Below are 25718 nucleotides of genomic sequence, written 5' to 3' on the forward strand. Positions count from 1 at the left end.
TCAGCACCCCCGCCCCGGCACGGGCACGCACAGCTGCGGCACGGTGACGCCGGAGTGATCCACCCCGGGTCCGCCCGGCGCACCGGCGATCTGCCCCAGCTTTCCGCCGATGCTCTGCACGCTGGTCACCACCTGATCCAGGCGACCGGTGAGCCGCTCGAGCTCCGGGACCGCCTCGGCGACCTTGTCCAGCATGGGTTTCAGCGTCGTCTGATACGCGGGTTCGATCGCCGCCACCCGCGACAACAGTGTCGAGAGCAGATTCAGCGAGACCCGCAGTTCGGCGCGTTTGTCGACGAGAATATCGGCGACCAGATTCAATTCGGAGTTGAGCCGCCCGTACAGGGCGGTGGAGCCGCCGATCGCGGACAGGTACTCCTGCGAAACCGCCAGGGCGCGTGAGACATCGGAGTTCTGCCGGTCCAGGATGTTCACCACCGAGTCGACCGCGCGGCCCATTTCACGCAAGTCGTCCGGACTGCGGGTCAGCGCGGTCTGCAATTCGGTCAGGTTCTGGCGCAAGGTCACCCCGTTCACCTCGCGCACCGGGGTGACCGCGTCCTGGAAGGCTTGGCCGAGCGTGTAGGGCAGCCGCACCTTGTCACGCGCGATCGCCATGCCGCCCAGGGGTTTCGACCCGGCCGAGGTGAGCGCGACATAGTGTCCCCCGGCGATGGTCAGCATGCGGATATCGAGGGTGGACTGGTCGCCCACGAACATCCCGCCGTCCACGGTGAAGCTCAAACGCACCCGATCGTCCTGCAAATCAACCGCTTTCACGGTGCCGACGTTCACTCCGGCGACCCGGACGTCCTCACCGACCCGGATGCCGCCGGCCTCGGCCATATCGGCGAAGTACTCGGACTTGCCCAGCGGCAGCGTGTACAGCACACCGCAGGCCGCCAGCACGACCACGACACCGGCCGCGCCCAACAGGCCGAGGCGCAGCTCCCGCCGTCTGGTGGCGGCGGCGTCGGCCACCGGCCGGTCGTCGCCGAATCGGAAACGATTGCGCCACCGACTCTTTCGTGCCTCTGTCGATGGCTTCGCGCTCATCGATTGCATAGCGTGATCCTCTGCCCGCCGATGAAGACCCGAAGCGGTGCCGGCATGGTGGCCGCGCCGTTCGAGCAGGTGGTTTCCATTCCCGGCTGAGCCGCCGGGAGCAGCGCGTCGAGCGCTTGAAGCAAGCCGGGCAGTTTGCCCAGCACCTCGGTGGCGGCCTGCGGATCCGGGAAGGCGGCGCGCAGGGCGGCATCGAGGTCGGGGTTGGTGCCCGGGGTGAAGCCGAGAGTGGCCAGCAGATCGTCGATCGGTCCCAGCACCGGCGGTGCGGCCAGGGCGAAGTCGACCAGCCCTTGCAACTTCTCCTCCAGCACCGTGAACAGATTGGTCAGGCCCTGGATGAGGGTCTCCAGATGCGGTGAGCGGCCGCCGATCCGATCGTCGATATCCTTCAGATTCCGCATCAAGGTGGAGATGATCAGCTGCCGGTCGCTGACATAGCGGCTCAAACGCTCCACCGCGTCGAGTGCCGGGCCGATACCGGTGCCATTGCCCTCGATGACCGCCAGCACGCTCTCGGTGAGCTGATTGAGCGCACCGGGCGAGAATTCGCCGAGCACCGGCTGTAAACCGTTGAACAGACCGGTGATATCGAAGGCGGGCACACTGTGCTCGGTCCCGACCGTCGCCGCCGCGACCAGCCGAGTGCCCGGCGCGGTGGGCTGACGGACATCGACATAGCGCTGGCCGGTGAGCGTCTGATAGCGAATGGCCCAGGTGGATTCGGTGTACACCGGATGGTCGCGCTGCACGCTCAGGTGCACCACCGCCTGGCCGGCGTCGAGTTCCACCGCACTCACCTTGCCGACCTGCACACCGAACATGCGCACGTCGTCACCGGCTTTGAGGCCGTTGGCGTCGGTGAACCGCACCTGGAAGCCGTCGGTGTCGCCGGAGACCGGGCGTTGGATGACCGCCACGACACCGGCCAGCAGCAACGCCATGGCGGCGGCGAAGACGACCAGTTTCAGGCTGACCCGCAGTGTCGATTTCACCTGTCCCCCTTCTGGTTTGCGCTCCCGAGCAGCGGCACCGCCACCGCAGGAGCCCCGCGCAGCGCCACCTCCAGTTGCAGCACCGGACCGTCGGGAGTGTCGACGAAGGAGCGGTCGATGCGGGCGAGGAGTTCGCGCAACTCGGCGCTGGAACGCTGCGGCGCGGGCACCATTTGGGCGGTGACATCCAGCAATGGTGTGAGCATGTCGGCATAGCCGGTGTAATGCTTGGCCCCGACCTTGCCGATTCCGGTGATGGCCGGGAAGAATTTGTTGGCCACCAGATCGATCCCGGTGTCGAACAGCTGCTGATCGTTGCGCAGGATCTCGATATTGTTGATGCGATCGAGCAGATCCACTGTGGCGCCGCTGAATTCGGCCGCGCCGCGCAAGGTGGCGGCGTACTGGGCGATCAAATACGAAGGGTCGTAGCGTTGCGTGTCCGCGACCGCCCGTCCCAGCATGACGATCGCCTCCAGGATCGGCGCGAAAGCCTTGGCATCCGTGGCGAATTGGGTGAGCACCTCGGTCAGGCGCGGGGTGAGCACCTGGTTGGTCGTTTGCCCCAGCGACCGGATGAGCGCGCCCATGGTCGCGTCGGTGACCCGGCCCGCGCCGGTGAGGTCGATATTCGCGCCGGCACGCAGCGGCACGCCACCGGTCCCACGGCGCAACTCCACCTCGCCGATACCGAACAGGTTCGCGGGCGCGTAGTCCACCAGCAGGCTGTCGGTGAGCCCCGGCAGCTGGGATGCGTCCAGCCGCATGGTGATTCGCTGCTGCCCGCCGCCCGCGCTCGCGATATCGGCGACCTCGCCGACGGCGACCCCGTCCAGGCGCACCGTAGTCCCTGCCAGCACGCCGTCACCGATGTGCTGGGTACGCAGCACCACCTCCATGCGGTCGTCGGCCCGCGCGGCGCGATATCCCGCCCCGCCGACCGCCACCGCGACGACCAGCGCCAAGACCGCCGATCCCATTCGGCGCGAAGCCTTCTCGGTGGTGGATACCCCTGGCAATCCGTATTTCGGCATCTCTCCCCTACCCCGTGAACGTGACCGACGAACTGAAGCCCCACAGCAGCAGGCTCAGCAGCATGTCGAGTGCGATGATCGCGACGAAGCTGGCGCGCACCGCCCGCCCGGAAGCGACCCCGACCCCTTCCGGGCCGCCGGTGGCGAAAAAACCTTGGTAGCAATGGATCAGGATGATGGCGACCCCGAACACCAGCACCTTCAGCACCGCCGCCGCGATATCGGGACCGCTGACGAACTGATTGAAGTAGTGCTCGTACACCCCGCTCGCCTGCCCGCGCAAGCCCACCACCACGGCCATGCACGACAGGTAGCTCAGGATCAGCGTGATCAGGAAGGTCGGCACCACGGCCACCGCACCCGCGATCACCCGGGTGGTGACGACGAAGGGAATCGACCGCAGACCGAGGCATTCGATGGCGTCGATCTCCTCGGAGATGCGCTGCGAACCGATCTCGGCGGTCATCCGGCAACCGGCCTGCGCGGCGAATCCGATGGCGGCGATGATCGGGGCCAGTTCCCGGGTATTGGCGAACGACGACACGATCCCGGTCATGGGCCCCAGCCCGATCAGGTTCAGCGTCCCGTACGCCTCGATGCCCACGCCCGCGCCCAGCACCAGACCCAACACGATGAGCATCGGCACCGTGCCGCCGCCGACGATCAGCGAGCCGCGCCCCCAGGTCATATCACTGATGGCGCGCAGCGTCTGAGCGCGATAATGCTTGAGCGTCAACGGAATCGCCGACAGCACCTGCCAGCAGAAGCTCAGCGCGAATCCCATCGAATCGATGGGCGCGAAAATCCGTTCCCGATTACGGAACAGCCGGAAAGCCCAGTGCAATCCCCGCGGTGAATATCCGGTCGCCGTCATCTCAGGCCAGCCTCGCCGGTACGAACATCTGCACCAACTGCGTGATGACCAGATTCACCACCAGGATGCAGACCACCGACAGCACCACCGACGCGTTCACCCCATCGGCGACGCCCCGCGGCCCGCCCTTGGCCTCCAGTCCGCGCTGACACGAGATCACCACGACCAGGAATCCGAACAGGATCGCCTTCAGCAGCGAGATACCCACATCGGTGACGGTGGTGAAGGAACCGAAAGTGGCCCAATAACTTCCGGACGTCACCCCCTGCGCGGTAACCGCCACGGTGTAGCCCGCCACCACCCCGGTAACGATGATCAGCACATTCAGCAGCGGCGCGACCAGCACCATGGCCACCACGCGCGGAATGACCAGGCGGTGAATCGGACTGATCCCCATCACCCGCAGCGCGTCGACCTCCTCCCGAATGGTGCGCGCCCCCAGGTCCGCGGCAATGGCCGCCGCCCCCGCCCCACCGAGCAGCAGCCCCGTGGTGATCGGCGCCCCCTGCTTGATCACCCCCAGCCCACTGGCCGCACCCAGTAGCGAATCCCCGCCGAGCTCACGAATCAAATTGCCGATCTGCACCGACACGATCACCCCGAACGGCACCGCCATCAGAATCGCCGGCAATGCCGTGACAGTGATCAGATACCAAGCCTGGTGCAGCATCTCCCGCCACTGAAACCGCCCGCGCACGATATCGACCACCGCACCGCGCACCGATTCGGCCGCGATATCCACCATTCGTCCGGTCGTGCACACGCCCGCGACCACCGTGCCGGAGAAGTTCCCCCGCACAACCGCCCATGCCGTCGGCTCCGCCCGCCCCGAGACGTCGACTGCCGTTGTTTTCACCGGTGAACTACCTCCTGCGCTACGGCCCTGCCCGACGAGCCCCTCCATCCGCCGTGACGCCGGACACATGCTGGGCTATGCAAGTGTAATTGCTACAAGTCATTTGTAAAGTCATCAAGGCAAGCGTATAGCCGACCGGCGGGATGTCACGAGTGAAGCGGTCGCAGCGGCGACAACCCGGGATCGGTCCCGGGCGCAACCGGGCTCCAGCAGGCGATGGGGGACACACGGCCAATCGGGGGGAAGCCGGGACCTACCGGGAGGGATCGAAACTGTTCGACCGCGAAAATCGGTTCAACATTATGCGTTCCACCTACCGGAAACGCATCTCGAGTTGATTGAACGACGGTCGTGTGAAAGGAAGAATTCATGATTACTGGATCCGCCAACGCCGGGCTCGCAGCTTTGAACGGCTTCAGCGCAACTGTCCACGCCCTTGCGGCGGGTGTTATCAGCAGCCTCTCCCTGGGCAGTATCCAGCTATAGGCCGAACTACCGAAAAAAGGCCCCGCGCTCGAAATGGCGAGTGCGGGGCCTTCTTTCGGTGTCGCCGGTGGGTCAGCGCACCTGCCGTACCGGGTCGGTGATTCCGCCGTGACAGGCCAATGCCAATGCATCCCACCCCGCCAGCCGCGCGCCTTCGGAATAGACGGTGTCGAAGAACTCCAGGGCGACCCCGACCGGATCAGCGGTTTGCCGGACCGCGTCGTAGGAAAGGTATGCGGTGTGCCCGGAGCCGGCGGCCACCCAGCGGGCCGCATCGGGGCGAAGCGGCCGGTCGCTGAGACCGGCCGGTTCGGGCGCGGTGTACGAGTAGAAGGTGGGTTCCCCGACCTTGTCATCGCCGAACCAGAATCCGGAACTGATCACCTCACGCGAATACGCTTCCCGAGTGACCGGATCGACCGAGGCGGGCAGCTCGATCTCGCGGTCGGAGAACCGTTGCACCGCAATATCGAAGGAGTGCCAGAAGAGCTGAACCGGGCTGATCTTCCCGGAGTAACCGGCACTGAACCGCTCCAGGACGCGCCCGACCTGACTCAGCACCGAGAAGGCCCGGAGCGCGTCGGCGGGATCGTAATGACGGTGTTCCTCGTCCTCGGCGAACGGCCGGCCATGATCGGGCAGATCGAAAGGGGTCGGATGAGCAAGGCTCGCCTCGATATCGAGGCCGGCCAGCGCCGCCATGGTCTCGGTGTAAAAACTGCCCACCGACTGGTTCTCCAGCGCCACCTCACCCTGCTTGCCGGCGGTGGTGGAGATCCGCAGCACATGATCGAAAAAGTCGAATTCGCACGTGAAGACGGGTCCGTCACTGCCGTCACCGAGCGGAACGGTGGTCCACCCGCGGGCGGTGAGCCGGAAGGTCGAATGCCACCAGTGGTTCCGCCGAATCCCCTTGTCCAAAGCCACTTTCCCGACGATCTGCGCATAGCGGTGCAGAGTTTCCTTGGTCGGCCGCCACTCCTCGAGCGGGATAGCGGAGAGTGGTTCGAAAGATCGCCCGGTCATTCGGAATCCCGCTTTCAGTTCGAAGAACGCTCGTGGTGGAAACCAGATCGCGCAGTTACTCGCCGAACAAGCTAAACCGATCCGAACCGGTGAACCTTCACGATGATCCCGAGTGTCTTCCCCACCCCTGCCGGTGTCCCGATTTCCCCTATGCGGGACTCGACGGCGTTCACCCCGGTACGGTGCAGCCGACGGTGGCCCAATAGGTGGCCGGCGCCGGCTCTAAGTCGACTTCGTCCGGCCGGGTGCGGCTGCGGGTGCCCGGTAGGCGGCGAGAAAGACATCGACCGCGGAATTGGCGTACCGGTCGAGTTCGGCCGCGTTGAACTCGACGTCCTCGCCGCAGAACATCACCTTGTTGACCGGGATCGACACCACCAGCCAGGTGAAATGGTTCGCGGCGAGATCGGGTTCATCGACTCGCAACAGTCCCCGGCTGGTCAATTCGGCCAGACACGAGGCAAGCATGGCGTGGACACGCTCGGGGCCGGCCTCGAAATATGCGCGGCCCAGCGCCGGGAACCGCCCGGCTTCGGCGATCACGAGGCGACGCACGCGCAATTGGGCCGGCTGGGTGAGCAGGTGGACGAACCGGTGCGCGACCGCCCGAAGGGTGCCATCCACATCGTCGGTAGTGGCGAGTTCACCGATGGCTTCCTGGAAGATCTGGTCGATTCCCTGGAGACGGTCGAGCACGATGCGCTCGAACAGATTCTCCTTGCAGCCGAAGTGCTTGTAGATCGTCTGCTTCGACGATCCGGCGACCGCGGCGATCTCGTCGGTCTTGGCACCGACATATCCGTCGCGCAGGAACACCTCCATCGCAGCGTCCATGATTCGGCGGCATGCCCGCGCGCCCGAACCCTGCTCGGCCGCGTCGAGTCCGGATTGAGGCCTCTGCATTGCACTCCTGTCTGGCGCGATTCCGGCTGTTGACTCTCGAACCAAGTGTACCGTACGGTACGGTTCGCCTGTACCGTACAGTACGGTACACCCCCCGCCTGATCCATCCATCGTCCAACCGCAAGGAGCAATCGATGCGCAAGATCGTTTCGAGCCTGTTCGTCTCTCTCGACGGTGTCGCCGAATCACCGGACACCTGGCATTTCCCCTACTTCAACGACGAGATGGGCGCCGCCCTGGGAGCAGCCATGGGCTCCTCGGACGCGATGCTCCTCGGACGGGTCCAATACGAAGAGTTCGCCGCGCACTGGCCCGACAGTGACGACGAGTTCGCCGGATTCATGAACAATCAGAAGAAGTACGTCGTCACTTCGACACTGACCGAAGCCACCTGGAACAACACCGAGATCGTCACCGGCGATGTGCTCGCCAACCTCGAAGTTCTCAAGAAGTCCGACGGCCGGGACATCGCGATCACCGGCAGCCTCACCCTCGTGCAGTCGCTGCTGGCCGCGGGCCTGCTCGACCGGCTGCAACTGTTCGTCCACCCCATCGTCCTCGGCAAGGGCGCGCGCTGGTTCGACAAGCTCGACAACACCGTCGAACTGCGTCTGGCCTCAGCTGAAACCTTCAGCACCGGCGTGATCAACCAGATCTACACGCCCGTCGCCCACGATCACGAGGAGAACGCTTCGTAATGACCGGCTTGCACTTGCGCGAACGGGGTGCCGATAACCGGATCGCGGTGCTGGTCCACGGCCACAGCCGGATCGATCTGCGCGGAGCCGAACGCTGACGGTGGGTTTCGGCTTCGAGGGCGATTCATGCTGGTAAGGCTTTTGGGTCCGGCAGTGGTGGGGAATGCGGACGGGACCATGATGTCCGTCGGGGGGCCACGGGTGCGCGCTTTGCTGGGATTGCTGGCGCTCGAGACCGGGCGGGTGGTGCCGGCGGCGCGGTTGGTGGACGGGGTGTGGGGGGAGGATCCGCCGGCGGGGACCGGGAATGCGTTGCAGACCTTGGCGAGTCGGTTGCGTGCGGTGGTGTCGGGGGCGGTGCGCAGCGACGGGGGCGGCTATGTGCTCGAACTAGCACCCGAGGCCGTCGATGTGCACCGGTTCCGCCGTGAGGTCGGGGCGGGGCGATCATTGCTCGAGGCCGGAGAGGCCGAGCGAGCCGTCGCGCGCTTCGACGCCGCGCTCGGGTGGTGGCGCGGTGAGCCGTTGGCCGATGTGGGGGAATCGGAGATATTGCGCTCTGCGGCACTGCGATTGACCGAACAGCGGCTCGAGGCGGTCGAACTGCGGGCGGATGCCTTGCGGGCCTTGGGCCGCGGCGGCGAGGTGCTGCGGGAGCTCCACGCGGAAGTCGCGGCCCATCCGTTCCGTGAGACATTGGCCGCGCGACTGGTACGGGCGCTGGCGGCGGCGGGACGAACATCCGAGGCGGTACAGCAGTTTCAGCGCATCGAGGCCATGCTCCGGGAGGAACTCGGCACGACGCCCAGCGAGGTGCTGCGCTCGGCCCTGGCGGATATTCACGCCGGCACATCCCGCGAACCCGCAGGCCGTCCCGGCGCGCCGAGGTCCGGATCGGATCGGATCGAAGTTGCGACAGCATCGCGGACCGACGGGGTCTCAACGGCGTCCGCGCCGCTGCTGCCCCGACTGCACACCAGCTTCGTGGGACGCGGAGGTGATGTGGAAGGGGTACGGCAGGCGCTGCGCGCAGCCCGGGTAGTGACGCTGTCCGGCGCGGGGGGCGTAGGAAAGACGCGGTTGGCCATCGAGGTGGTCGGGGCGCACGCCATGGACTGGGTGGATGGTTACGCTTTCGTCGAACTGGCCGCACTCGAGCGAGAACGCGCCGACCGGTCGGCGCTGGCGGCGGTCGGAGTGGCGATAGCGAACGGCCTCGCCCGATTCGAGCGCCCCGGCGAACAGTCCGCCGACTGGGCCGAAGTACTGGAGCGGGCGATGTCCGGCCGCCGGATGCTGTTGGTGCTCGACAACTGCGAGCATGTCGTGGAGGCGACCGCACGCCTGATCGACGAGCTGTTGCAACGCCTGCCCCTGCTGCGGGTCCTCACCACCAGCCGGGAACCGATCGGCATAGACGGCGAGCGACTGTATCCGGTCCAGCCACTGGAGCTACCCGACGCCGACGCGGACGCGCGAGCGGTCACCGCGTCGCCCGCGGTCGCGCTGTTCCTCGACCGGGCCACCGCGGCACTCCCGAATTTCGCGCTGTCCGAAAGCAATTGCGCGGCTGTTCGCGCCATCGTGCGCAGCCTGGACGGCGTGCCGCTGGCCATCGAACTGGCCGCCGCGCGGGTGCGGAGCCTGCCGCTGCCGGAGCTCAGCGCGCGGCTCACCGATCGCTTCCGGCTGCTCACCAGCAGCACTCGTCACGCGGTCCCACGCCATCGCACCTTGCGCGCGGCCGTCGCCTGGAGCTGGGAACTGCTCACCGGTCCGGAGGCCGCTGCGGCCCGGCGTTTTTCGGTGTTCGCCGGCGGGGCGAGTCTGGATGCCGTCACCCGGGTCTGCGGTCCGGACGCCATCGACACTGTCGCTTCGCTGGTGGCGAAGTCGTTGGTGGACTTCGATGGACAGCGCTACCGAATGGCCGAGACCATTCGAGCCTATGCCACCGCGGAATTGGCCGCTGCCGGCGAGGTGGACGAGGTCGCCCGCCTCCATGCCGAGTACTTCCTGGAATTCACCGACGCCGCCGCCCACGGCTTACGCACTGCCGCACAACCCGATTGGCTCGCACGGCTGATCACCGAGCACGGCAATGGCGAAGCCGCGCTGCGCTGGGCGCTGGACGTGGGCGACGGTGAGCGCGCGGTCCGCCTCTACGCGAATCTCGTCTGGTATTGGCTGCTGCGCGGGCTGCACGGCGAAATCTCCGCACGCCGCCGCGAGGTCCTCGCGCTGCTCGGCGACACACCACCGGCGGGGTGCGCGGGAGCCTATCTGGCCTACCGATACGCGGAGGACGTGCCCGCGTACTTTACCAATATCTGGTGGGGTCAAATACGAGATAGCACAGGGGAATTCGAGCGCTTGGCGCGTGCGGCCCGCACCGAGGACCGGCCCCCGCACCCGATATTCGTCCTCATCCTGGCGCTGCGCGACCTGCTCGACGACGACGATCGCCTGCTGACCGCGTGCACCACCTCCGACGATCCATGGCTGCGTGGAAACGCGTTGATCGCCAAGGGTTTCGACGAACCCGGCGGCGACCGTCCGGACCGCGCCCTGCCCACCCTGGAGGCGGCGCTGTCGTGCCTGAACGCACCCGGCGACGCCCGCTCACGCAGCCGCGCCCGGTGCTCGGTGGCCGGCTATCGGACCCGGATGCTCGGCCTGGCCAGCGCCCGGCCGCTGATCGCGAGCGCGCTGGACCTGCTCAGCCCCGACGTCGGCGCGAGCGAGCGCATGGGCGTGCTGCTGTTCGCCGCGGAAATGTCGCTGGTCGGCGGCGACACCGACGCCGCAGCGGCAGCAATCGACCGGGCCGAAGCCCTGATCGCCCCGCCCATCATCGCTGACCCCGGGCGCTTCCTGACCGCGGTGCAGGCGCACCTGGCCCACCTGCGCGGCGATAACGACCGCGCGGTCGAACTGTTCGCGCGCATGTCCGGGCAGCCGCTTCCCCCCGGCCCGCCGCCTGCCGGGCCGCACGACACCGTCCGGTTCGTGAACCTGATCTTCGTGAGCACCGCGCACGCGGCGACACTGGTCGCGGCAGGTCGGCCGGACGACGCGCTGCGCGAGCTGGCCATCCCTCTCGAACTGGCTGCTCAGACCTCGGCTGCGCTGCTGGCCGAGGTCGGGATCGGTTATGCCCTGGTCGCCCTGGCCAAGGGGGCGCCCGGCCGCGCGGCGCGCATTCTCGGCGCCACCGACCGGATCAACCGGCGCGCCGGAGTGAGCCGTATCGGCCCGTTCCGGCGGCGGGCGCTCGATCAGGCCGAAGCCGCGCTCGGGCCCGAGCGCCTGAGCACGGAATTCCTGGCGGGCGCCCGGCTTCCGGATGCGGAAGTGCTCGAACTGCTGCGTACGGTTCGCTGACAGCGACCGTCAGCGAACGGTACGGACCGCACTGGATCCTCGGGACGCGTATCCCACCGATCCAGGAGTGCTCATGTCCGTTCCCTCGAACACCGAATCCGTTGTTTCCGTGCGCGATTCCCGGCTCTCCCGACGTCTCGGCACGGTCGGCGCCGTGGTGGGCGCCGGGTTCATCATGTCCGTCGGCGGCGGTTATCTGTTCGCGCCGCAGAAGATGGCCCCGGGGTTCGGCTTCACCGACTGGCCGCACCCCGAGGCCGACGGCTTCCTGAACGTCAAGGGCGTCCGCGATGTGGTCACCGGTCTCGTCCCACTCGCGCTGCTCGCGGCGGGGCAGCGGCGCGCCACCGGCATCGCCCTGCTCACCCTCGCCATCGTCCCCACCGGCGACATGCTCACCATCCTGGCGCGCCGCGGCTCCACCGCCACCGCCCTGAGCGTGCACGGCCTCACCGCCGCTCTGGTGGCCGCCACCGGCGTGCTGCTGCTGCGCCGGGAAAACCGGTGAGCGCCCGATGAAAACACTGGCTGATACCGCACATCTCTACATGATCATCGGCGTGATCTCGGGGTTGTACTACCGCGAGATCACCAAGATCGAACATTTCACCGGGCAGACGCAGCTCGGCGTCGTGCACACCCATGTGCTGGCGCTGGGCATGCTGTTCTTCCTCATCGTGCTGGCGTTGGAGAAACAGTTCACGCTCAGCGCCCGGAAAAGCCTGTACGACTGGTTCTTCCGGCTCTACAACAGCGGCCTGGCCATCAGCGTCGCGGCCATGACCGTGCACGGCACCCGCACCGTACTGGGCAAGAGCAGCGGCGAAGCGATCGCGCTCGGCGCCGGTCTGGGCCACATCCTGCTGACCGCCGGGCTGATCCTGTTCTTCATCACCCTCGGCAAATCCATCGAAGACAGCCGAACCCCGCGCACCACAACGGATCTCGACGTACAGGAGACATTATGAACACGGGCCGAACCGACGCGCTGTGGACACGGGACGCGGTCTCGCTCGCGGCGCTGATCGCCGAGGGCGTGGTCACCGCGACCCGGGTCGTCGAGGCGCACCTGGAGCGAATCGAGCAGGTCGATTCCGAAATCGGGGCGCTCACAACCATATTCGCCGAGTCCGCACGGGCGGAGGCGGCGGCGGCCGATCGCGGGGCGCCGATCGGGCCGCTGCACGGGGTTCCGGTCACGGTCAAGAACAACCTCGATGTCGCGGGCAGCCCGACCACCTGGGGCGTGCCGGGTTTCGGACAGGCCGTCGCGACAGCGGACGCACCCGCGGTGGCGGCACTGCGCCGAGCCGGAGCCATCGTGATCGGGCGAACGAACATGCCGGACTTCGCCACTCGCTGGCACACCGACAATGACGCGGCGGGCCCGACGGTGAACCCCTGGTACCCGACCCGCAGCCCGGGCGGTTCCAGCGGCGGAGATGCCGCCGCGGTGGCCACGGGCATGACACCGCTCGGCCTGGGCACCGACTTCGGCGGTTCACTGCGAATACCCGCCGCGTTCTGCGGAGTCGCTTCCCTGCGCACCACGCCCGGACGGGTGGCCGTGGCCTCCAGCCTGCCCGGGGCCGCACCCGCTCCGACAAACCAATTGTTCGCGGCGCCCGGCCCGTTGGCGCGCACCGTGCGGGATCTGACGATCGTCTACGAGGCCTTGCGGGAGAGCGACGATCCGCGCGATCCCGCATGGATTCCGGTGCCCGACACCATCGATGCCACCCCGCCGGCTGTCGCCGTCACCCTCGGTGACGATATCGATCCCCAGGTGCGGGCCGCGGTACTCGGCTGCGCCGACGCCCTCGAACGCGCGGGATATCCGGTGGCGCAACTGGATCCGCCGGACCTGGGCGAAGTGGCGGCAGACTATGGCCGGCTGGTCTCCACGGAGGTAGCGGTTCAGCGCCGCGAAGCCATGCGACGGCTCGGCAGCGCCGGACTGAACACCTTCCTGGACGCGGCGATCGAGCTGTTCCCGCCGCTGGATCTGGCGGGCTACATGACCGCACTGGGTGAGCGCCTCACCCGCCGCGCGGCCTGGTCTCGTTTCCTCGCCGAGCACCCGATCGTGCTCGGCCCGGTCTCGACCGAACTGCCGTGGCCGGTCGGCTACGACCTCGGCGGCGTCGCACAGGTTGCGACCATGTATGCGGCACACCGCCTTACGATCGCCGCCAACTACCTGGCCCTGCCCGCGGTCACGGTCCCCGCGGGCATCTCGGCCGAGGGTCTCCCCATCGGCGTCCAGCTGATCACCGCCCCGTTCACCGAACGTCGCGCATTGACCGCCGCCGCCCACATCGAAGCGGCTTTTCCGATGCCCACCCCCATCTCACCGGCCCTACGCCCGAATCCAGGCCCCACCGCCGCCCGCGAATACTGATCGGATAGAGCGACCATCTTCCGATTCGCAAGTACGACCTGGGCGGCGATACTCCCGTCATGGACAAACCTGAGTCCCAGCTCCCGTCCGACCCGGCGCTGACCGATGTACTCACCGAATTGACAGCTCGCGAGCCGCTGTTCCATCGCCCCGAATACGGCACTACCCGAGCCGATTTCGACCGTCTCACAGCGGCGGACTACTGGGAGGTCGGCGCCTCGGGAAACCGCTACAGCCGCGAACACGTCTGGTCGGCGCTGGAGCGGCGTTACGCGGTCGCACCACCGATCTGGCCCGAACCCGACTGGGCCATAGGCGAATTCGAGGTCCGCGCCCTCGCAGGAGACACGTATCTACTGACCTACGTTCTACGCCAGTCGGAACGACTCACCCGCAGATCGACCATCTGGCAACGCCGTGAACACGGCTGGGCCGCGCTTTATCACCAGGGCACGGTGATCACCACGAAGTTTTCCGCGCCGGGTTTCGAGTGAGGCTGTCATGGTGGGGCGGGCGGGGCTCGAACCCGCGACCAATGGATTATGAGTCCACGGCTCTAACCGACTGAGCTACCGCCCCGGACCGCGGAGGATCTCCGCGGGCCTCGCGATGGTACCGAATCGGGAGGCCGAGTGCCTACTTGGTTCACGGTGCGGCTTACCGTGTGTTGGGGGACGGACTAGGAGGGTCTATGGCGGGCGTGTTCGTGAATGTGCTTCGGGCGCATCAGTGGATCTATGAGAACAGTGGCGGGGTGGTGGGGCATCGGCTGTTGTTCGGGAATCCGACCCTGTTGTTGCGGACCGTGGGGCGGAAGACCGGGAAGCTGCGGACCAATGCGCTGACCTATGCGCGGGATGGGAAGGACTATCTCGTGACCGCGTCCAATGGTGGGTCGGCGCGGTCGCCGGGGTGGCTGGCCAATGTGAAGGCTGACGGGCAGGTCGAGATTCAGGTGGGGACGAAGCGGATTCCGGTTACCGCGACTGCTACCTATCCGGATGATCCGGAGTATGTGCGCAGGTGGGACTTGGTGGACAAGGTGAATCAGGGGCGGTACGCGGAGTATCAGAAGAAGACTTCGCGGAAGATCGCGGTGGTGGTGCTCAGTCCCAGGTAGGGGGTGTGCGGCGGCGTGGTGAGTTGGACAGGTGAGATAAGGGTCGGCTATCCTCGGCGGCAGAGGGGAGTACTTCCCAAGAATCATTCCGGTCAGTACGGATCGCGCCGTCGCGGTTCCCGGGTGGTCGCCCATGGAGACACGGGTGAAGGAGACCTCGGCTGGTTTTCCATGTCCGAGGAGGTCCTATGAGTTCCGTGTCCGTTCTTGCTTCTTCTTCCATCGAGTCGGTGGGTACGCCCTGGTTGTGGGCGGGGACGATCATCGCGGTGCTGGCGTTGCTGGTGCTGGATTTCGCTCTGACGCGCAGGCCGCACGAGGTGTCCATGCGGGAAGCGTTGGGGTGGACCGCTTTCTATATCGCGCTGCCGGTGGCGTTCGGCGTTTTCCTGTGGATCAACAATGGCGGGACGCCGGCCGTGGAGTACTTCACGGGGTATCTGCTGGAGAAGTCGCTGTCGGTGGACAACCTGTTCATCTTCATGTTGCTGCTGTCGGCGTTCGCGGTGCCGGCTGCCTTGGCGCAGCGGGTGTTGTTGTTCGGCATCGCGGGGGCGCTGGTGTTGCGCGGTATCTTCATCGCGCTGGGGGCGGCCGCGCTGGCCACGCTCGATTGGGCGTTCCTGCTGTTCGGGTTGATTCTGCTGGTCACCGCGGTGAAGCTGCTGGCCGATGCGGCGGGCGGGCACGAGCAAGAGGTCGATATCTCCTCGATGCGGTCGGTGCGGATCCTGCGCAAGTTCTGGCCGGTCACCGATGACTATCGCGGCACCAAGCTGACCGTGAAGGAAGCCGGCAAGCGGGCGCTGACGCCGCTGGCGCTGGTGGTCGCCGCCGTCATGGCCACCGATGTGGTGTTCGCGGTCGATTCGGTGCCCGCGGTGTACGGCGTGACCGGTGACCCGTTCCTGGTGTTCGCCACCAACGCCTTCGCGCTGCTGGGTCTGCGGGCGTTGTACTTCGTGCTGCACGCGGCGCTGTCGCGGCTGGTGCACCTGGCCTACGGGCTGGCGATCATCCTGGCCTTCATCGGCGTGAAGCTGGTGCTGCACTGGGCGCACGGCGTGTGGAGCGGGGTGCCGACCATTCCGACCGCCGCCTCGCTGGTGGTGATCGTGGTGGTGCTGGCGACGGTGACGCTGACCAGCTTGCGCGCCACACGCGGCCAGTCGCAGCCGGATGACGCCGAGGCCACCACCTAGCCCCTGGAATCGAGGCCATGCGGACGCCCGCGCGGCCGATCTACCGTGAATCATGCTGCTGCAATACTTCCGGCGTCCGGGTATCGACGAGATGAATCGCGTGGTGGATGCGCTGGAGCTGCCGGAGGCGGTCTTCAAGACCTGCCCCTGGCAGCCCCGGGAACTGGTGGAAACCGGTCTGCGGCAATGGCTTCGCTGCTGCGGCGCGGCCATGCGGGACGATCGGGTGATCGGTATGCCGTCCTATGCGGTGGACGAAGCCTGGCACGGGTTGATCCTGTGCACGCTGCGCTATCAGCGCTTCTGCGAGGCCGCGTACGGCAAGTTCCTGCACCATTTCCCGGCCGGCGAAAGCCTCGGCGGCGCCGGTGATCCGATGGCCGATCAGCTGGGCCGCACCGTCATCGCCTGGTCGCTGGTCAAGCGGCCGGGCGAGAAGTGCGTGCTGTGGGACCTGGATTCGATGGTGGGCGTGACCGATCCGTGGGGTATTCCCACGGATCGGGTGGAGCTCATCGAAGCGGCGCTGCGCGAGGACTAGCTGCTGCCTCCACCACCGCAGCCGCCCCCGCCGCCGCAACCTCCACCGCCGCAACTGCCCGCGCTGCAACTGCTTCCGCTGCATCCGCCGCCCCCGCAGTCGGCGCCTCCCCCATCGCTGCCGCCGCTGCCGCCGTAATACCGCCCGGCGCGCCCCCAGCGCCGCCGCGCCCGCCGCGCTTTCTCCCGCCGATCCGCCCAGACGTATCCCAGCACGATCACGCCGATGACAACGAATCCGATGATCATTTCAATCATCAGCTTCTCCTCCCCGAGCCGGTCCCGGTGCCGCGGACTTCCTCCCGTGCCGCGGACTTCCCGGGTACTACCGTTATGCCATAACCGAAAACTACTGGCATCGAACCGGCTTCGACAGCCCCCGCATTTCGGGGAATCGGAGAAGGTGTCGGGGAGTCGCCCAATGGGTACGACTCCCCTTTCACGCGATTAAGTCAGCTTCACCCGCGCCGCGAAGAACCGCGCCACCGCGGGCGCGAAACGGTTGAAACGGTATTGCAGCCACGCTTCCGGGGTCACCGGCACCACATCGCGCCCGTTCTCGACCGCCTTGACGATCTGCGCCGCCACCTTCTCCGGCCCGTAGCGGCGCGCGGCGTACAGCTTGTCGAATCGCTGCTGCTTGGCGGCCTCCTCCTCGGCGGAGACACCCGAGAAACGGGTGGTGGCAACGATATTGGTGTGCACGATGCCGGGGCAGATGGTGTGCACGCCGATGCCCTGGGCCGAGAGTTCGGCACGCAGGCAGTCGGAGAACATGAAGACCGCCGACTTGGAGGTCGAGTAGGCGGCGAATCCGCGCTGCGGCGTATAGGCGGCCATCGAGGAGAGGTTGACGATATTGCCGCCGAGTCCGCGGTCCGCCATTGCCTTTCCGAAAGCACGGCAGCCATTGATCACGCCGTGAAGATTGATATTGAGCACGCGATCGAATTCCGCTGCGGGCGTATCGAAGAAATCGCCCGCCGCGCCCACGCCCGCATTATTGATGAGAATGTCGGGCACCCCGTGCGCGGCGATGACCGTGGCGGCGTGTTCGTTGACGGCGGCTTCGGAGGACACGTCCAGCTGATAGGCGTGCGCCGTACCGCCTTCGCGCGCAATGAGTTCGGCGGTTTCCTTGGCCGAATCGAGGTTGATGTCGGAGACAACCACCTCGGCCCCGCGCCGGGCGAAGGCCAGCGCGGTCTCCCGCCCGATGCCGCTGCCGCCGCCGGTGATGACCAGCAGCTGGTTCTCGAAAGTCCGCTGTTCCCGGCCGACTTCGGCGCGCCGCAGCGTGCGCGGGGTCTCGCCCGTGCGCAGCGAATCGATCAACTCGATGGTGGAGGTGGCCAGCAGTTCCGGATGCGAGAACGGCAGCCAGTGCCCGCCCGCGACCTCGCGCCGGTACAGGTTGGGCGCGTACTCCTTGGTGTCGTCGTAGCCCGCGGGCCGCACCGCCACATCGCGCCGGGCGATGATCAGCTGCACCGGTACCTCGGTGCGCCGCTCCCGCGGCCCGGTCATACGCGGCAGGATGTTCGCGCGGTAGATTCGCATCCCGTCGAAGAAGTCGCGCCGGAACTCGGGCCCGAATTTGATGTTCTGCGGCGAGGTTTCGTTCATCAGCCCGACGAACCGCGACCACATCTTCTCGGTGGCGAGCGGCTTCAGAACCACGCGCGGCACACCCGGCGTCATGAACAGCCCCGTGTACGCGGAGGACAGCAGCTGGGTGAAGGGTCCCCACAGCTTGCCCTTGGCCAGATTCGACCGCGCCCACGCGCCCAGGTGATCGAGGTTCGGCCCGGAGACCGAGGTGAACGAGGCGACGCGCTCGGCGGCCTGCGGCTCGCACACGGCTTCCCACATCTCCACCGAACCCCAGTCGTGCGCCAGGATGTGCACCGGCTTATCGGGACTCACCGCATCCGCCACGGCGAAGAAGTCGGCGGCGAAATGCTCGAGCCGGTAGTCCTCGGTGCGATCGGTGCGGGTGGAGCGCCCGTGCCCGCGGGTGTCGTAGGTGACCACGTGGAAACGGCCGGCCAGCAGCGGCACCACCCGGTCCCACAGGTGATTGTCATCGGGCCAACCGTGCACCAGCACAATGGTTTCCGCCGACGGTTCCCCGTATTCGTAGACGGCGATATCGAATTCGCCGCTGCGGACGCGGCGTTCGGCGGCGGGGATGATGTTCGTTCGATCGGTCACGATCTTCTCCTGGGAGACGGGTGCTAGAGGTCCAGCACCAGACGGTCCCCGTCGCAACGGGATACACAGATGAGCATGTCGCCGGCGGCTCGCTCGGCGTCGGTGAGCACGGTGTCGCGGTGCTCCACCGATCCTTCGAGCACCCGCACCACGCAGGTGCGGCAGAAGCCCTGACGGCACGAATACCGGCTGTCCGGGCGGGCTTTCAGCACTTCTTCGAGCACCGACTTGTCGGCCGGGACGTCGAGGGTCTCGCCGCCGCGCGCGAGCCGCACGGCGAAAGCGGTCCCGTTCACCACCGGCGGTGGTGAGAAGCGCTCGGAATACAGTTCCACGCCCGGCATCTCGCGCACGGCGTCGGCGATGACCTGGGTCATCACCACCGGACCGCAGCAGTACACGGAGGTGTCGGTGCCGACGCCCGGCAGCAGTGCGGCCGCGTCGGGAATGCCGTGCTCGTCGTCGGTGCGCACGGTGACGCGGTCGCCGAAGCTCTCCACCTCGGACAGGAACGGGATGGTGTCGCGGGATCGCCCGGCGTACACCATGGTCCATTCGACGCCGAGGCTCTCGGCCATCCGGATCATCGGCAGGATCGGGGTGATGCCGATCCCGCCGGCCACGAAATGCACTCGGGCAGCGGAGGATCCGTAGCCGGGCAGCACGAACGGGAACGCGTTGCGCGGTCCGCGCACGGTCAGCGCGGTGCCGACCTTCAGCTCCTCGTGGACTTCGAGGGAGCCGCCGTTGCCGTTCGGAATCCGCCGCACCGCAACGCGATACGCGTGCCGATCGGCGGGATCACCACAGAGCGAGTACTGCCGCACCTTCCCCGAGGGCAACTCCAGATCCAGGTGCGCGCCCGGCCTCCATTCCGGTAGCGCGCGCCCGTCCGGCGCGGTCATCAGCAGGCTGATCACGTCGGTGTCATGGGCCTCGACCCGGCGCTCCACCACGATCAGCGGTGTCCGGCGATCGTCGACGCGGGCGACCGGAGCCTTCCGATTGACGAAAGTGGTCCAGCGCAAGCGCGCTTCGGCGATCTTGTCGAGCACCAGGGTGGTGCGGTCATGACGAGCCTTGCCGTACAGATCTTCCGGCAACGTCTCCGGAACCGGGCGCGCTGCGGTCACGACGCCATGATCCGGGCGGCCGGGGACTGCGCCAGGTAGGCGATGGCCTGGGCGCTGGAGCCGACCGGTTCCGGGGTGTAGGCGGGCTTGAACACCGTCAGCGCACTGTAGAGCAGCGACGGAATGCCGGGCAGCGCACCGCGCCACATGGCGGCGAAGATGCGCAGGATCAGCATCGGGTAGCGATGGTTCGGCAGGCTCGGATCCTGATGCGCCAGGTATTTGGTGCCGCGCACCAGCAACGCGATGAAGATCGGGAACACCACCAGCATGAGCGCGCAGCGCCGCACGTAGCCGACGCTGAAGTACTCGGCGACGTCGTGCGCGACCATCCGATGCTCGACCTCTTCGGCCCCGTGCCAGCGGAACAGGTCCAGCATCTGCGGGTCGGCGTCGAATCGCTCCAGGTCGGCATTGAGGATCCAGTCGCCGAGGAAGGCGAAGAAATGCTCGAGGGTGGCGATGAAGCCGAGCCGCTCGACCAGATGCTGCTGCCGGGCCGCCTCGGTGCCGAGGTCGTCGCGCGGGCCGAGGGTCTTGCGGAAGAGGTATTCGGTCTGCCGCACATACGGTTCGACATCGATGCCGTGCGCGGTCAGCACCTCCTCGAGCACCCCGTTGTGGCTCTCGGCGTGCATGGATTCCTGCCCGATGAAGCCGATCATGGCCTCGCGCAGCTTCTCGTCCTTGACCAGTTCGAGGGCTTCACCGAAGGTCACCAGGAAGCTGCGCTCCCCCTCGGGCAGCAGCATGCTCAAGGCATTGAGCACGTGTGAGGCGACCGGTTCCTTTTTCATCCAGACCGGTTCGGTCCGGGACCAATCGAACTGCACATTGCGGGCATGCAGGGCCACTTCACCGGGTTCGGTCACCACGCGGCGGCCCAGCTTCGGAAGTAGCTTCATCGATACTCCTGGTTTCGCGTTCGGATTTGCTACGGCAGCGTAGCAATATTCTACCCGTACATGAAACCAGGAGTTACACCTAGAATTATGGTCGCGACCGTGCTATTGATCAGCTGTCCACGTGCACGTGCGGACGCTGCGAGCGGCGCGGGACGGCCCGCCGGATGATCTCGCGGGTCACCGGGGCCACCTCGCCCTCCCCGAAGAAGATGAAGCGCAGCAGGTTGGTCAGCGGATTGCCCTCGGTCCATTCGAAATAGACGTGCGGCGGAGCGCCGGTGCGGTCGCGGATGGCCAGCAGGATCGCCGCGATGCAGTTCGGCACGGCCGCCGCCTCCACGGTGAGAATGCGGTACTCGTCCACCTCCACCTCGGTCACCAGCAGCTCGGTGCTGAACTCGGAAGGGTCCTTGACGATGACCTCGAGGAAGAGAATCGGCTCCGAATCCGGGATGTGGCTCTCGCGCCGCTGATCGGCCTCCTTCTCCGCGTACTCCTCCGGCTGCCGATTGTCGATGTCGTGGGTGACGATGCGGACCTCGCCGCGTGCGGCCAGGGCGTCGATCATCGCGGCGGCCTTGTCGTCGAAGGTGACCGTGACGGCCCGCAATTCGAAGGCGCGGCGGAAGCGGGAGGCGAAGGACACCACCAGCGTCGCCAGGATGAACAGCAGCGCGAGCTGTGCGCCCTCCGGCTTCTCGATGACATTGTCGATGGTGGTGTAGACGAAGATCGCCGACACCGCGCCGAACAGGAACACCCGCGAACGCTGCTGCTGCCGCGCCGCCGACAGGGTCACCGCGACGGCCGCCGAGGTGATGAGCACCAGCACGCCGGTCGCGTAGGCCGCGCCCTGCGCATCGACACTGGCATCGAAGTACCAGGTGATGCCGAAGGCGACGGCCGCGAAAACCAGGACCAGCGGCCGGATCTGACGCGCCCATTCCGGCGCCATGCCGAAGCGCGGCAGGTAGCGCGGCACCAGGTTCAGCAGCCCCGCCATGGCCGAGGCGCCCGCGAACCACAGGATCGCGATGGTGCTGATGTCGTACACGGTGCCGAAGGCATTGCCGAGATGCTCGTGCGCCAGATACGCCAGCGCCCGGCCGTTCGCCGCGCCGCCGGGCTCGAACGCGGCCTCCGGAATCAGGATGGTGGTGATGAAGCTGGAGACGATGAGGAACCCGCTCATGATGAGCGCGGCGGTGGTGAGCAGTTTGCGGGTGCCGACGATGCGGGTGCGCGGGTACTCCTCGGTGTCCCCCGGCGCGCCCTTGATCTGCGGCATCACCGCGACCCCGGTCTCGAATCCGGACAGGCCCAGCGCCAGCTTCGGGAACACCAGCAGCGCGACGCCGATCATGGCGATCGGGCTGCCGTGCTGCGCGGTGAGCGCGTGCGTCCAGTCGGTGACCATGGAGCCGTGCTGGAGCACCTGGATCAGACCGGTCACGGCGACAACGAGATTCAGGGTGAGGTAGATCCCGACCAGCACCACCGCGATGCTGATGGCTTCGCTGAACCCCTTCAGGAACACCGCCGCCAGCAGGGCCAGCAGCACCAGCGTGATGATCAGGTTGTGCCCGTGCAGCGCGTCGGGAACCAGCGGGTTCTCCACGATGTGCGCCGCGCCGTCGGCCGCCGACAGCGTCATGGTGATGGTGAAGTCGGTGGCCGCGAAGCCGAGCAGCACCAGGATCAGCACCTTGCCCCACCAATTGGGCAGGAACTTGGCGAGCATGGCGATGGAGCCGCCGCCGTGCGGGCTCTCCTTGGCCACCCGGCGATACACCGGCAGCGCGCCGAACAGGGTGAGCGCCACCAGCACCAGGGTGGCCAGCGGGGAGAGCACGCCGGCCGCGAGGGCCGCGATGCCGGGCTGATAGCCGAGGGTCGAGAAGTAGTCGACACCGGTCAGGCACATGACCTTCCACCAGGAGTGCTGGTGGTCCTTCGGCGCCCGCTTGGCCATCGGCCCCGGTATCTGCGAGTGCTCTTCGCCCGCGTCTTCCAGCAGCCAGTCCGCGAAGCGCGAACGTAACCGTACCTCGGTGGTGGTCACAGGATCCTCCCCGGAACCCGTTGGCGCGGTTCCCGAAATGTCGGCGATGTCGTGGTCAATGTACTCACGACACGCCGACGGAAGATAAACCCCACCCCGCGAGTCTCGATCAGCGCCGTGCCGACCGCGTAAACACCGGTCGCGCCGTTATTTCCGGATGGTACGGCCTATCCGACGTAGGCCGCGATGGCGGCGCTGATCGCCTGCGCCAATCGTGCACGGCCGTCCGGGGATTCGAGGATCGCGATATCCCCGGGGTCACGCATGTTGCCGCATTCGACCAGCGCGGTGGGGCGGTCGGAGTGGTTCAGCCCGGCCAGATCCGCGCGCGGGTTCATACCGTCCGAGCCGATGTAGGTGGAGGTCTCGAATCCGGCGCGCACCAGGCTGTCCCGGATGCCGGTGGCCAGCCGCACCGACGGCTCCCCCTGCGCCTCGTTCAACGGCGGCGAGGAGTGCGCGACGTGGAAGCCGTGCGCTCCCGCGGGCGCGCCGTCGGCGTGGATGGAGACCACGGCCGCCGCCCCGGTCCGATTGCCGAGGGTGCCGCGTTCGTCCACGCACGGCCCGACGCCGGAGTCGCTGTCCCGCGACATGATCACCTGGTAGCCACGCGCGGTGAGCAGATCCCGCACCCGCTGCGCCACATCCCAGTTGAACTCGTGCTCGGTGTAGCCGTCGTTGGCGGCGGTGCCGGTGGTATTGCAGGCTTTGGTGCCGCCGCGGCCGTCGGAGACCTGGGCGTTGATCTCCTCGGGATGCGCCGCGCCGCCGCCGTTGTGCCCGGGATCGAGCACGATGGTCTTGCCCGCGATCGGAACCAGCGGGGCCGCAGGGAGTTTCGCGATCGGCGCGGCCGTCACCGGCCCGCTGCCACCGATCAGCAGAGCACCGCAGACCGCCGCCAAGACTTTCCAGTGTCGCTGTCGCACGCGCCCCACCCTACGGCCCGGCGCAAGCCCCGAGCCAGTGCGGCGCGGGCTTCCGATCATGGTTCGAGCTTGCGCAGCAGATCACGCAGGGTGCGCAATTCGGCGGGCGCGAGTGCGGTGACCGGGTGTGGCGCGGGATCGGGGGTGGCCTTGGCGTCGGCGTACACGCGCCGGCCCTCGGGGGTGAGCGACACCAGTTTGCTGCGCCGATTCGCCGGATCGATCTCGCGCAGCACCAGCCCGCGCTGCTCGAGATCGTTGACCGCGACGGTGGTGGCGGGGGCGTCCATCATGGCGGCCTGGGCAAGATCCTTGACGGTGAGCGGTCCGGGCAGCAGCCGCTTCAGGATCCGAATCCGGCTGAACGGCATACCCGTTCGCTCCACGACGGCGCGCTTGTAGCCGTCGCGGGAATCCATCACCAGATGGGTGAGCAGGTTCCAGACCTCGTCGGGGGTGGGCGTGTCAGCCGGCATGGGTGGGGACCTTCGTTTCGAGCAGTGGTGCGACACGGTCCCGGGAACGGTACGCCCACGGGGTGCTCGCGGCGACTCCGAGCGCGAGCACGGCGGCGGTGAGCGCGCTGATGGTCCACCACAGGCCCGCCCCGGAGAGCGCACCGCACAGTGCCACACCGAGACTCACGCCGACCTGGCGGCTGGTGGAGGCGACCGCGGCGGCGGCTCCGGCGCGATCGAGCGGCATACCGCTCACGGCGGAGGTGGTGATGGGGGCGTTGACCATGCCGAATCCGATACCGAACAGCGTGAACAGCACGATCAGCTGCCAGATGGGGGTGTCGGGGCGCAGTTGGGTCAGGCCCACCGCCGCGATGGTCATCAGTATCCCGGAGGCCACCAGCGAGGGCCGGGTGCCGTGGCGGCCCACCAGGCGACCGGAGACGGGCGAGAAGATGAGCATGCCGATCGCCATCGGCAGGTACAGCAGGCCGGTGTGCACGGCCGAGAAGTGCCGCACCCCTTGCAGATACAGCGACATGTCGAACAGGAACGCGCCGAGGGCGGCGAACGCGCCGACCGCGATCACGGTGGCCGAGGCGAAGGGGAAGCTGCGGAAGAACCGCAGATCGATGAATGGCGAGCGGTGGCGCGCCTCGTGCCAGAGGAAGCCCAGCAGGGCGGCGGCGGCGATGACGAAGACCGGCGGCTTGCCCTCGATCAGCCCGAACACCAGCGTGAAGAGGGTGATCATGGCCAGCACCTGGCCGATCGGGTCCATACCGCGCGGGGCGGCCGACTTCGATTCCGGCACATACAAAGTGGTGAGAACGTAGGCCACGGCGACGATGGGCAGGTTGATCCAGAACACCGACTGCCAGCCGAGGGCGTCGATGAGCCCGCCGCCGACCATGGGTCCGAGCGCGGTCGAGATGCCGACCACCGCACCCCAGATGCCCACCGCGCGAGCACGTTCCACCTTGCCGGTGAAGACGGTGGTGATGATCGACATGGCCACCGGGTTCAGCATGGAACCGCCCACGGCCTGGACGAATCGGGCGCCGATGAGGATTTCGATGGTGGGCGCGATGCTGCACAGCAGCGAACCGGCCGCGAAGGTGAGCAGGCCGATGCGGAAGATCCGGCGGCGGCCGAGGCGGTCGGCCAGCGCGCCCGAGAGCATGAGCAGGCCGGCCAGGGTGAGGGTGTAGACGTCGACGATCCATTGCAAGCGGGACAGCGGGGCGCCGAGATCGGAGCCGATGGTGGGGATGGCGACATTGACGATGGTGGCGTCCATGGAGGAGATCAGCAGGCTCAGACAGCAGGTGATCAGGACTATCGTCTTGCGTCGCGCACTCAACCCGTCAATAGTTGTGAACACACAACGATTGTGTGCTCACAACTATTCGTCCGCAACCCCGGCTCGC

24 protein-coding genes and 1 tRNA gene are annotated in these 25718 nt (G+C 67.2%); 9 read left to right on the top strand and 16 right to left on the bottom strand.

Going from position 1 to position 25718, the window contains the following annotated elements:
* The 7 genes from NI1_RS20435 to NI1_RS20465 form a co-directional block, all read right to left on the bottom strand.
* Positions 1–981, bottom strand: coding sequence for an MlaD family protein (locus tag NI1_RS20435; protein ID WP_169815603.1), 981 nt, complete (start codon positions 979–981; stop codon positions 1–3).
* A gap of 71 nt (positions 982–1052) precedes the next feature.
* Positions 1053–2060: an MCE family protein gene (locus NI1_RS20440; protein ID WP_157535225.1), complete on the bottom strand. Its 1008-nt coding sequence runs from the start codon at positions 2058–2060 to the stop codon at positions 1053–1055.
* On the bottom strand, positions 2057–3040 hold the full coding sequence (locus tag NI1_RS20445; RefSeq protein WP_157535226.1) for an MlaD family protein: 984 nt from the start codon (positions 3038–3040) through the stop codon (positions 2057–2059). The genes NI1_RS20440 and NI1_RS20445 overlap by 4 nt, the downstream gene beginning before the upstream one ends.
* Positions 3041–3101: 61 nt before the next feature.
* Complete coding sequence (locus tag NI1_RS20450) at positions 3102–3968, bottom strand: ABC transporter permease (RefSeq protein WP_067823196.1); 867 nt, start codon at positions 3966–3968, stop codon at positions 3102–3104.
* Position 3969: 1 nt separating this feature from the next.
* Positions 3970–4713 (bottom strand): MlaE family ABC transporter permease, encoded by a 744-nt coding sequence (locus tag NI1_RS20455; protein ID WP_245663346.1) that lies wholly within the window; start codon positions 4711–4713, stop codon positions 3970–3972.
* A 669-nt stretch (positions 4714–5382) separates the two neighbouring features.
* Positions 5383–6336: a DUF5996 family protein gene (locus NI1_RS20460; RefSeq protein ID WP_067823201.1), complete on the bottom strand. Its 954-nt coding sequence runs from the start codon at positions 6334–6336 to the stop codon at positions 5383–5385.
* A gap of 222 nt (positions 6337–6558) precedes the next feature.
* Positions 6559–7239: a TetR/AcrR family transcriptional regulator gene (locus NI1_RS20465; protein WP_067823204.1), complete on the bottom strand. Its 681-nt coding sequence runs from the start codon at positions 7237–7239 to the stop codon at positions 6559–6561.
* A gap of 134 nt (positions 7240–7373) precedes the next feature.
* On the opposite strand from NI1_RS20465, the gene NI1_RS20470 reads away from it, so the two are divergent.
* The 6 genes from NI1_RS20470 to NI1_RS20495 all read left to right on the top strand — a co-directional run bounded on the left by NI1_RS20470 (position 7374) and on the right by NI1_RS20495 (position 14216).
* Positions 7374–7937: a dihydrofolate reductase family protein gene (locus tag NI1_RS20470; RefSeq protein ID WP_067823206.1), complete on the top strand. Its 564-nt coding sequence runs from the start codon at positions 7374–7376 to the stop codon at positions 7935–7937.
* 201 nt (positions 7938–8138) lie between these two features.
* On the top strand, positions 8139–11321 hold the full coding sequence (locus NI1_RS20475; protein ID WP_169815604.1) for an AfsR/SARP family transcriptional regulator: 3183 nt from the start codon (positions 8139–8141) through the stop codon (positions 11319–11321).
* Between the two features lie 73 nt (positions 11322–11394).
* Positions 11395–11829, top strand: a complete 435-nt coding sequence (locus NI1_RS20480; protein WP_084523465.1) for a DUF4267 domain-containing protein — start codon at positions 11395–11397, stop codon at positions 11827–11829.
* Between the two features lie 7 nt (positions 11830–11836).
* The gene (locus tag NI1_RS20485) at positions 11837–12289 is read left to right on the top strand and encodes a DUF2871 domain-containing protein (protein ID WP_067823212.1); all 453 of its coding nucleotides are present in this window, start codon (positions 11837–11839) and stop codon (positions 12287–12289) included.
* On the top strand, positions 12286–13722 hold the full coding sequence (locus NI1_RS20490; RefSeq protein ID WP_067823214.1) for an amidase: 1437 nt from the start codon (positions 12286–12288) through the stop codon (positions 13720–13722). The genes NI1_RS20485 and NI1_RS20490 overlap by 4 nt, the downstream gene beginning before the upstream one ends.
* A 59-nt stretch (positions 13723–13781) precedes the next feature.
* A complete protein-coding gene (locus NI1_RS20495) occupies positions 13782–14216 on the top strand; it encodes a nuclear transport factor 2 family protein (protein WP_067823217.1) in 435 nt (144 codons plus the stop codon).
* Positions 14217–14224: 8 nt separating this feature from the next.
* On the opposite strand, the gene NI1_RS20500 is transcribed toward NI1_RS20495, so the two are convergent.
* A tRNA-Ile gene (locus NI1_RS20500) sits at positions 14225–14301 on the bottom strand.
* Between the two features lie 112 nt (positions 14302–14413).
* Between NI1_RS20500 and NI1_RS20505 the strand changes: the two genes are divergently transcribed.
* The 3 genes from NI1_RS20505 to NI1_RS20515 all read left to right on the top strand — a co-directional run bounded on the left by NI1_RS20505 (position 14414) and on the right by NI1_RS20515 (position 16585).
* Complete coding sequence (locus tag NI1_RS20505; protein ID WP_067823220.1) at positions 14414–14842, top strand: nitroreductase family deazaflavin-dependent oxidoreductase; 429 nt, start codon at positions 14414–14416, stop codon at positions 14840–14842.
* Between the two features lie 188 nt (positions 14843–15030).
* Positions 15031–16044: a TerC/Alx family metal homeostasis membrane protein gene (locus tag NI1_RS20510; RefSeq protein ID WP_067823222.1), complete on the top strand. Its 1014-nt coding sequence runs from the start codon at positions 15031–15033 to the stop codon at positions 16042–16044.
* Between the two features lie 52 nt (positions 16045–16096).
* A complete protein-coding gene (locus NI1_RS20515) occupies positions 16097–16585 on the top strand; it encodes a UCP032817 domain-containing protein (protein WP_067823224.1) in 489 nt (162 codons plus the stop codon).
* On the opposite strand, the gene NI1_RS37280 is transcribed toward NI1_RS20515, so the two are convergent.
* The 8 genes from NI1_RS37280 to NI1_RS20550 all read right to left on the bottom strand — a co-directional run bounded on the left by NI1_RS37280 (position 16582) and on the right by NI1_RS20550 (position 25672).
* The gene (locus tag NI1_RS37280; RefSeq protein ID WP_174564514.1) at positions 16582–16842 is read right to left on the bottom strand and encodes a hypothetical protein; all 261 of its coding nucleotides are present in this window, start codon (positions 16840–16842) and stop codon (positions 16582–16584) included. The genes NI1_RS20515 and NI1_RS37280 overlap by 4 nt on opposite strands.
* A 189-nt stretch (positions 16843–17031) precedes the next feature.
* Positions 17032–18798, bottom strand: a complete 1767-nt coding sequence (locus NI1_RS20520; protein WP_157535227.1) for an SDR family oxidoreductase — start codon at positions 18796–18798, stop codon at positions 17032–17034.
* 23 nt (positions 18799–18821) lie between these two features.
* Entirely contained in the window at positions 18822–19931 is a 1110-nt protein-coding gene (locus NI1_RS20525) for a PDR/VanB family oxidoreductase (RefSeq protein ID WP_067823227.1), read from the bottom strand.
* On the bottom strand, positions 19928–20836 hold the full coding sequence (locus NI1_RS20530) for a metal-dependent hydrolase (protein ID WP_067823230.1): 909 nt from the start codon (positions 20834–20836) through the stop codon (positions 19928–19930). The genes NI1_RS20525 and NI1_RS20530 overlap by 4 nt, the downstream gene beginning before the upstream one ends.
* A 109-nt stretch (positions 20837–20945) precedes the next feature.
* Positions 20946–22808, bottom strand: a complete 1863-nt coding sequence (locus NI1_RS20535) for an APC family permease (RefSeq protein ID WP_245663347.1) — start codon at positions 22806–22808, stop codon at positions 20946–20948.
* 257 nt (positions 22809–23065) lie between these two features.
* Positions 23066–23830, bottom strand: coding sequence for an N-acetylmuramoyl-L-alanine amidase (locus tag NI1_RS20540; protein ID WP_245663321.1), 765 nt, complete (start codon positions 23828–23830; stop codon positions 23066–23068).
* Between the two features lie 56 nt (positions 23831–23886).
* Positions 23887–24306 (bottom strand): MarR family winged helix-turn-helix transcriptional regulator, encoded by a 420-nt coding sequence (locus tag NI1_RS20545; protein ID WP_067823238.1) that lies wholly within the window; start codon positions 24304–24306, stop codon positions 23887–23889.
* Positions 24296–25672, bottom strand: coding sequence for an MFS transporter (locus tag NI1_RS20550; protein ID WP_067823241.1), 1377 nt, complete (start codon positions 25670–25672; stop codon positions 24296–24298). The genes NI1_RS20545 and NI1_RS20550 overlap by 11 nt, the downstream gene beginning before the upstream one ends.
* Positions 25673–25718 lie beyond the last annotated feature (46 nt).

It is taken from the genome of Nocardia inohanensis NBRC 100128 (assembly GCF_001612945.1).
Taxonomy (GTDB): domain Bacteria; phylum Actinomycetota; class Actinomycetes; order Mycobacteriales; family Mycobacteriaceae; genus Nocardia; species Nocardia inohanensis.

Excerpts from the sequence above, each read along its gene's own strand:
- NI1_RS20445 (WP_157535226.1), bottom strand. The coding sequence starts at position 3,040 with ATGGGATCGGCGGTCTTGGCGCTGGTCGTCGCGGTGGCGGTCGGCGGG.
- NI1_RS20450 (WP_067823196.1), bottom strand. The coding sequence starts at position 3,968 with ATGACGGCGACCGGATATTCACCGCGGGGATTGCACTGGGCTTTCCGG.
- NI1_RS20455 (WP_245663346.1), bottom strand. The coding sequence starts at position 4,713 with ATGGTGGATATCGCGGCCGAATCGGTGCGCGGTGCGGTGGTCGATATC.
- NI1_RS20460 (WP_067823201.1), bottom strand. The coding sequence starts at position 6,336 with ATGACCGGGCGATCTTTCGAACCACTCTCCGCTATCCCGCTCGAGGAG.
- NI1_RS20465 (WP_067823204.1), bottom strand. The coding sequence starts at position 7,239 with ATGCAGAGGCCTCAATCCGGACTCGACGCGGCCGAGCAGGGTTCGGGC.
- NI1_RS20470 (WP_067823206.1), top strand. The coding sequence starts at position 7,374 with ATGCGCAAGATCGTTTCGAGCCTGTTCGTCTCTCTCGACGGTGTCGCC.
- NI1_RS20480 (WP_084523465.1), top strand. The coding sequence starts at position 11,395 with ATGTCCGTTCCCTCGAACACCGAATCCGTTGTTTCCGTGCGCGATTCC.
- NI1_RS20485 (WP_067823212.1), top strand. The coding sequence starts at position 11,837 with ATGAAAACACTGGCTGATACCGCACATCTCTACATGATCATCGGCGTG.
- NI1_RS20490 (WP_067823214.1), top strand. The coding sequence starts at position 12,286 with ATGAACACGGGCCGAACCGACGCGCTGTGGACACGGGACGCGGTCTCG.
- NI1_RS20495 (WP_067823217.1), top strand. The coding sequence starts at position 13,782 with ATGGACAAACCTGAGTCCCAGCTCCCGTCCGACCCGGCGCTGACCGAT.
- NI1_RS20505 (WP_067823220.1), top strand. The coding sequence starts at position 14,414 with ATGGCGGGCGTGTTCGTGAATGTGCTTCGGGCGCATCAGTGGATCTAT.
- NI1_RS20510 (WP_067823222.1), top strand. The coding sequence starts at position 15,031 with ATGAGTTCCGTGTCCGTTCTTGCTTCTTCTTCCATCGAGTCGGTGGGT.
- NI1_RS20515 (WP_067823224.1), top strand. The coding sequence starts at position 16,097 with ATGCTGCTGCAATACTTCCGGCGTCCGGGTATCGACGAGATGAATCGC.
- NI1_RS37280 (WP_174564514.1), bottom strand. The coding sequence starts at position 16,842 with ATGATTGAAATGATCATCGGATTCGTTGTCATCGGCGTGATCGTGCTG.
- NI1_RS20530 (WP_067823230.1), bottom strand. The coding sequence starts at position 20,836 with ATGAAGCTACTTCCGAAGCTGGGCCGCCGCGTGGTGACCGAACCCGGT.
- NI1_RS20535 (WP_245663347.1), bottom strand. The coding sequence starts at position 22,808 with ATGGCCAAGCGGGCGCCGAAGGACCACCAGCACTCCTGGTGGAAGGTC.
- NI1_RS20545 (WP_067823238.1), bottom strand. The coding sequence starts at position 24,306 with ATGCCGGCTGACACGCCCACCCCCGACGAGGTCTGGAACCTGCTCACC.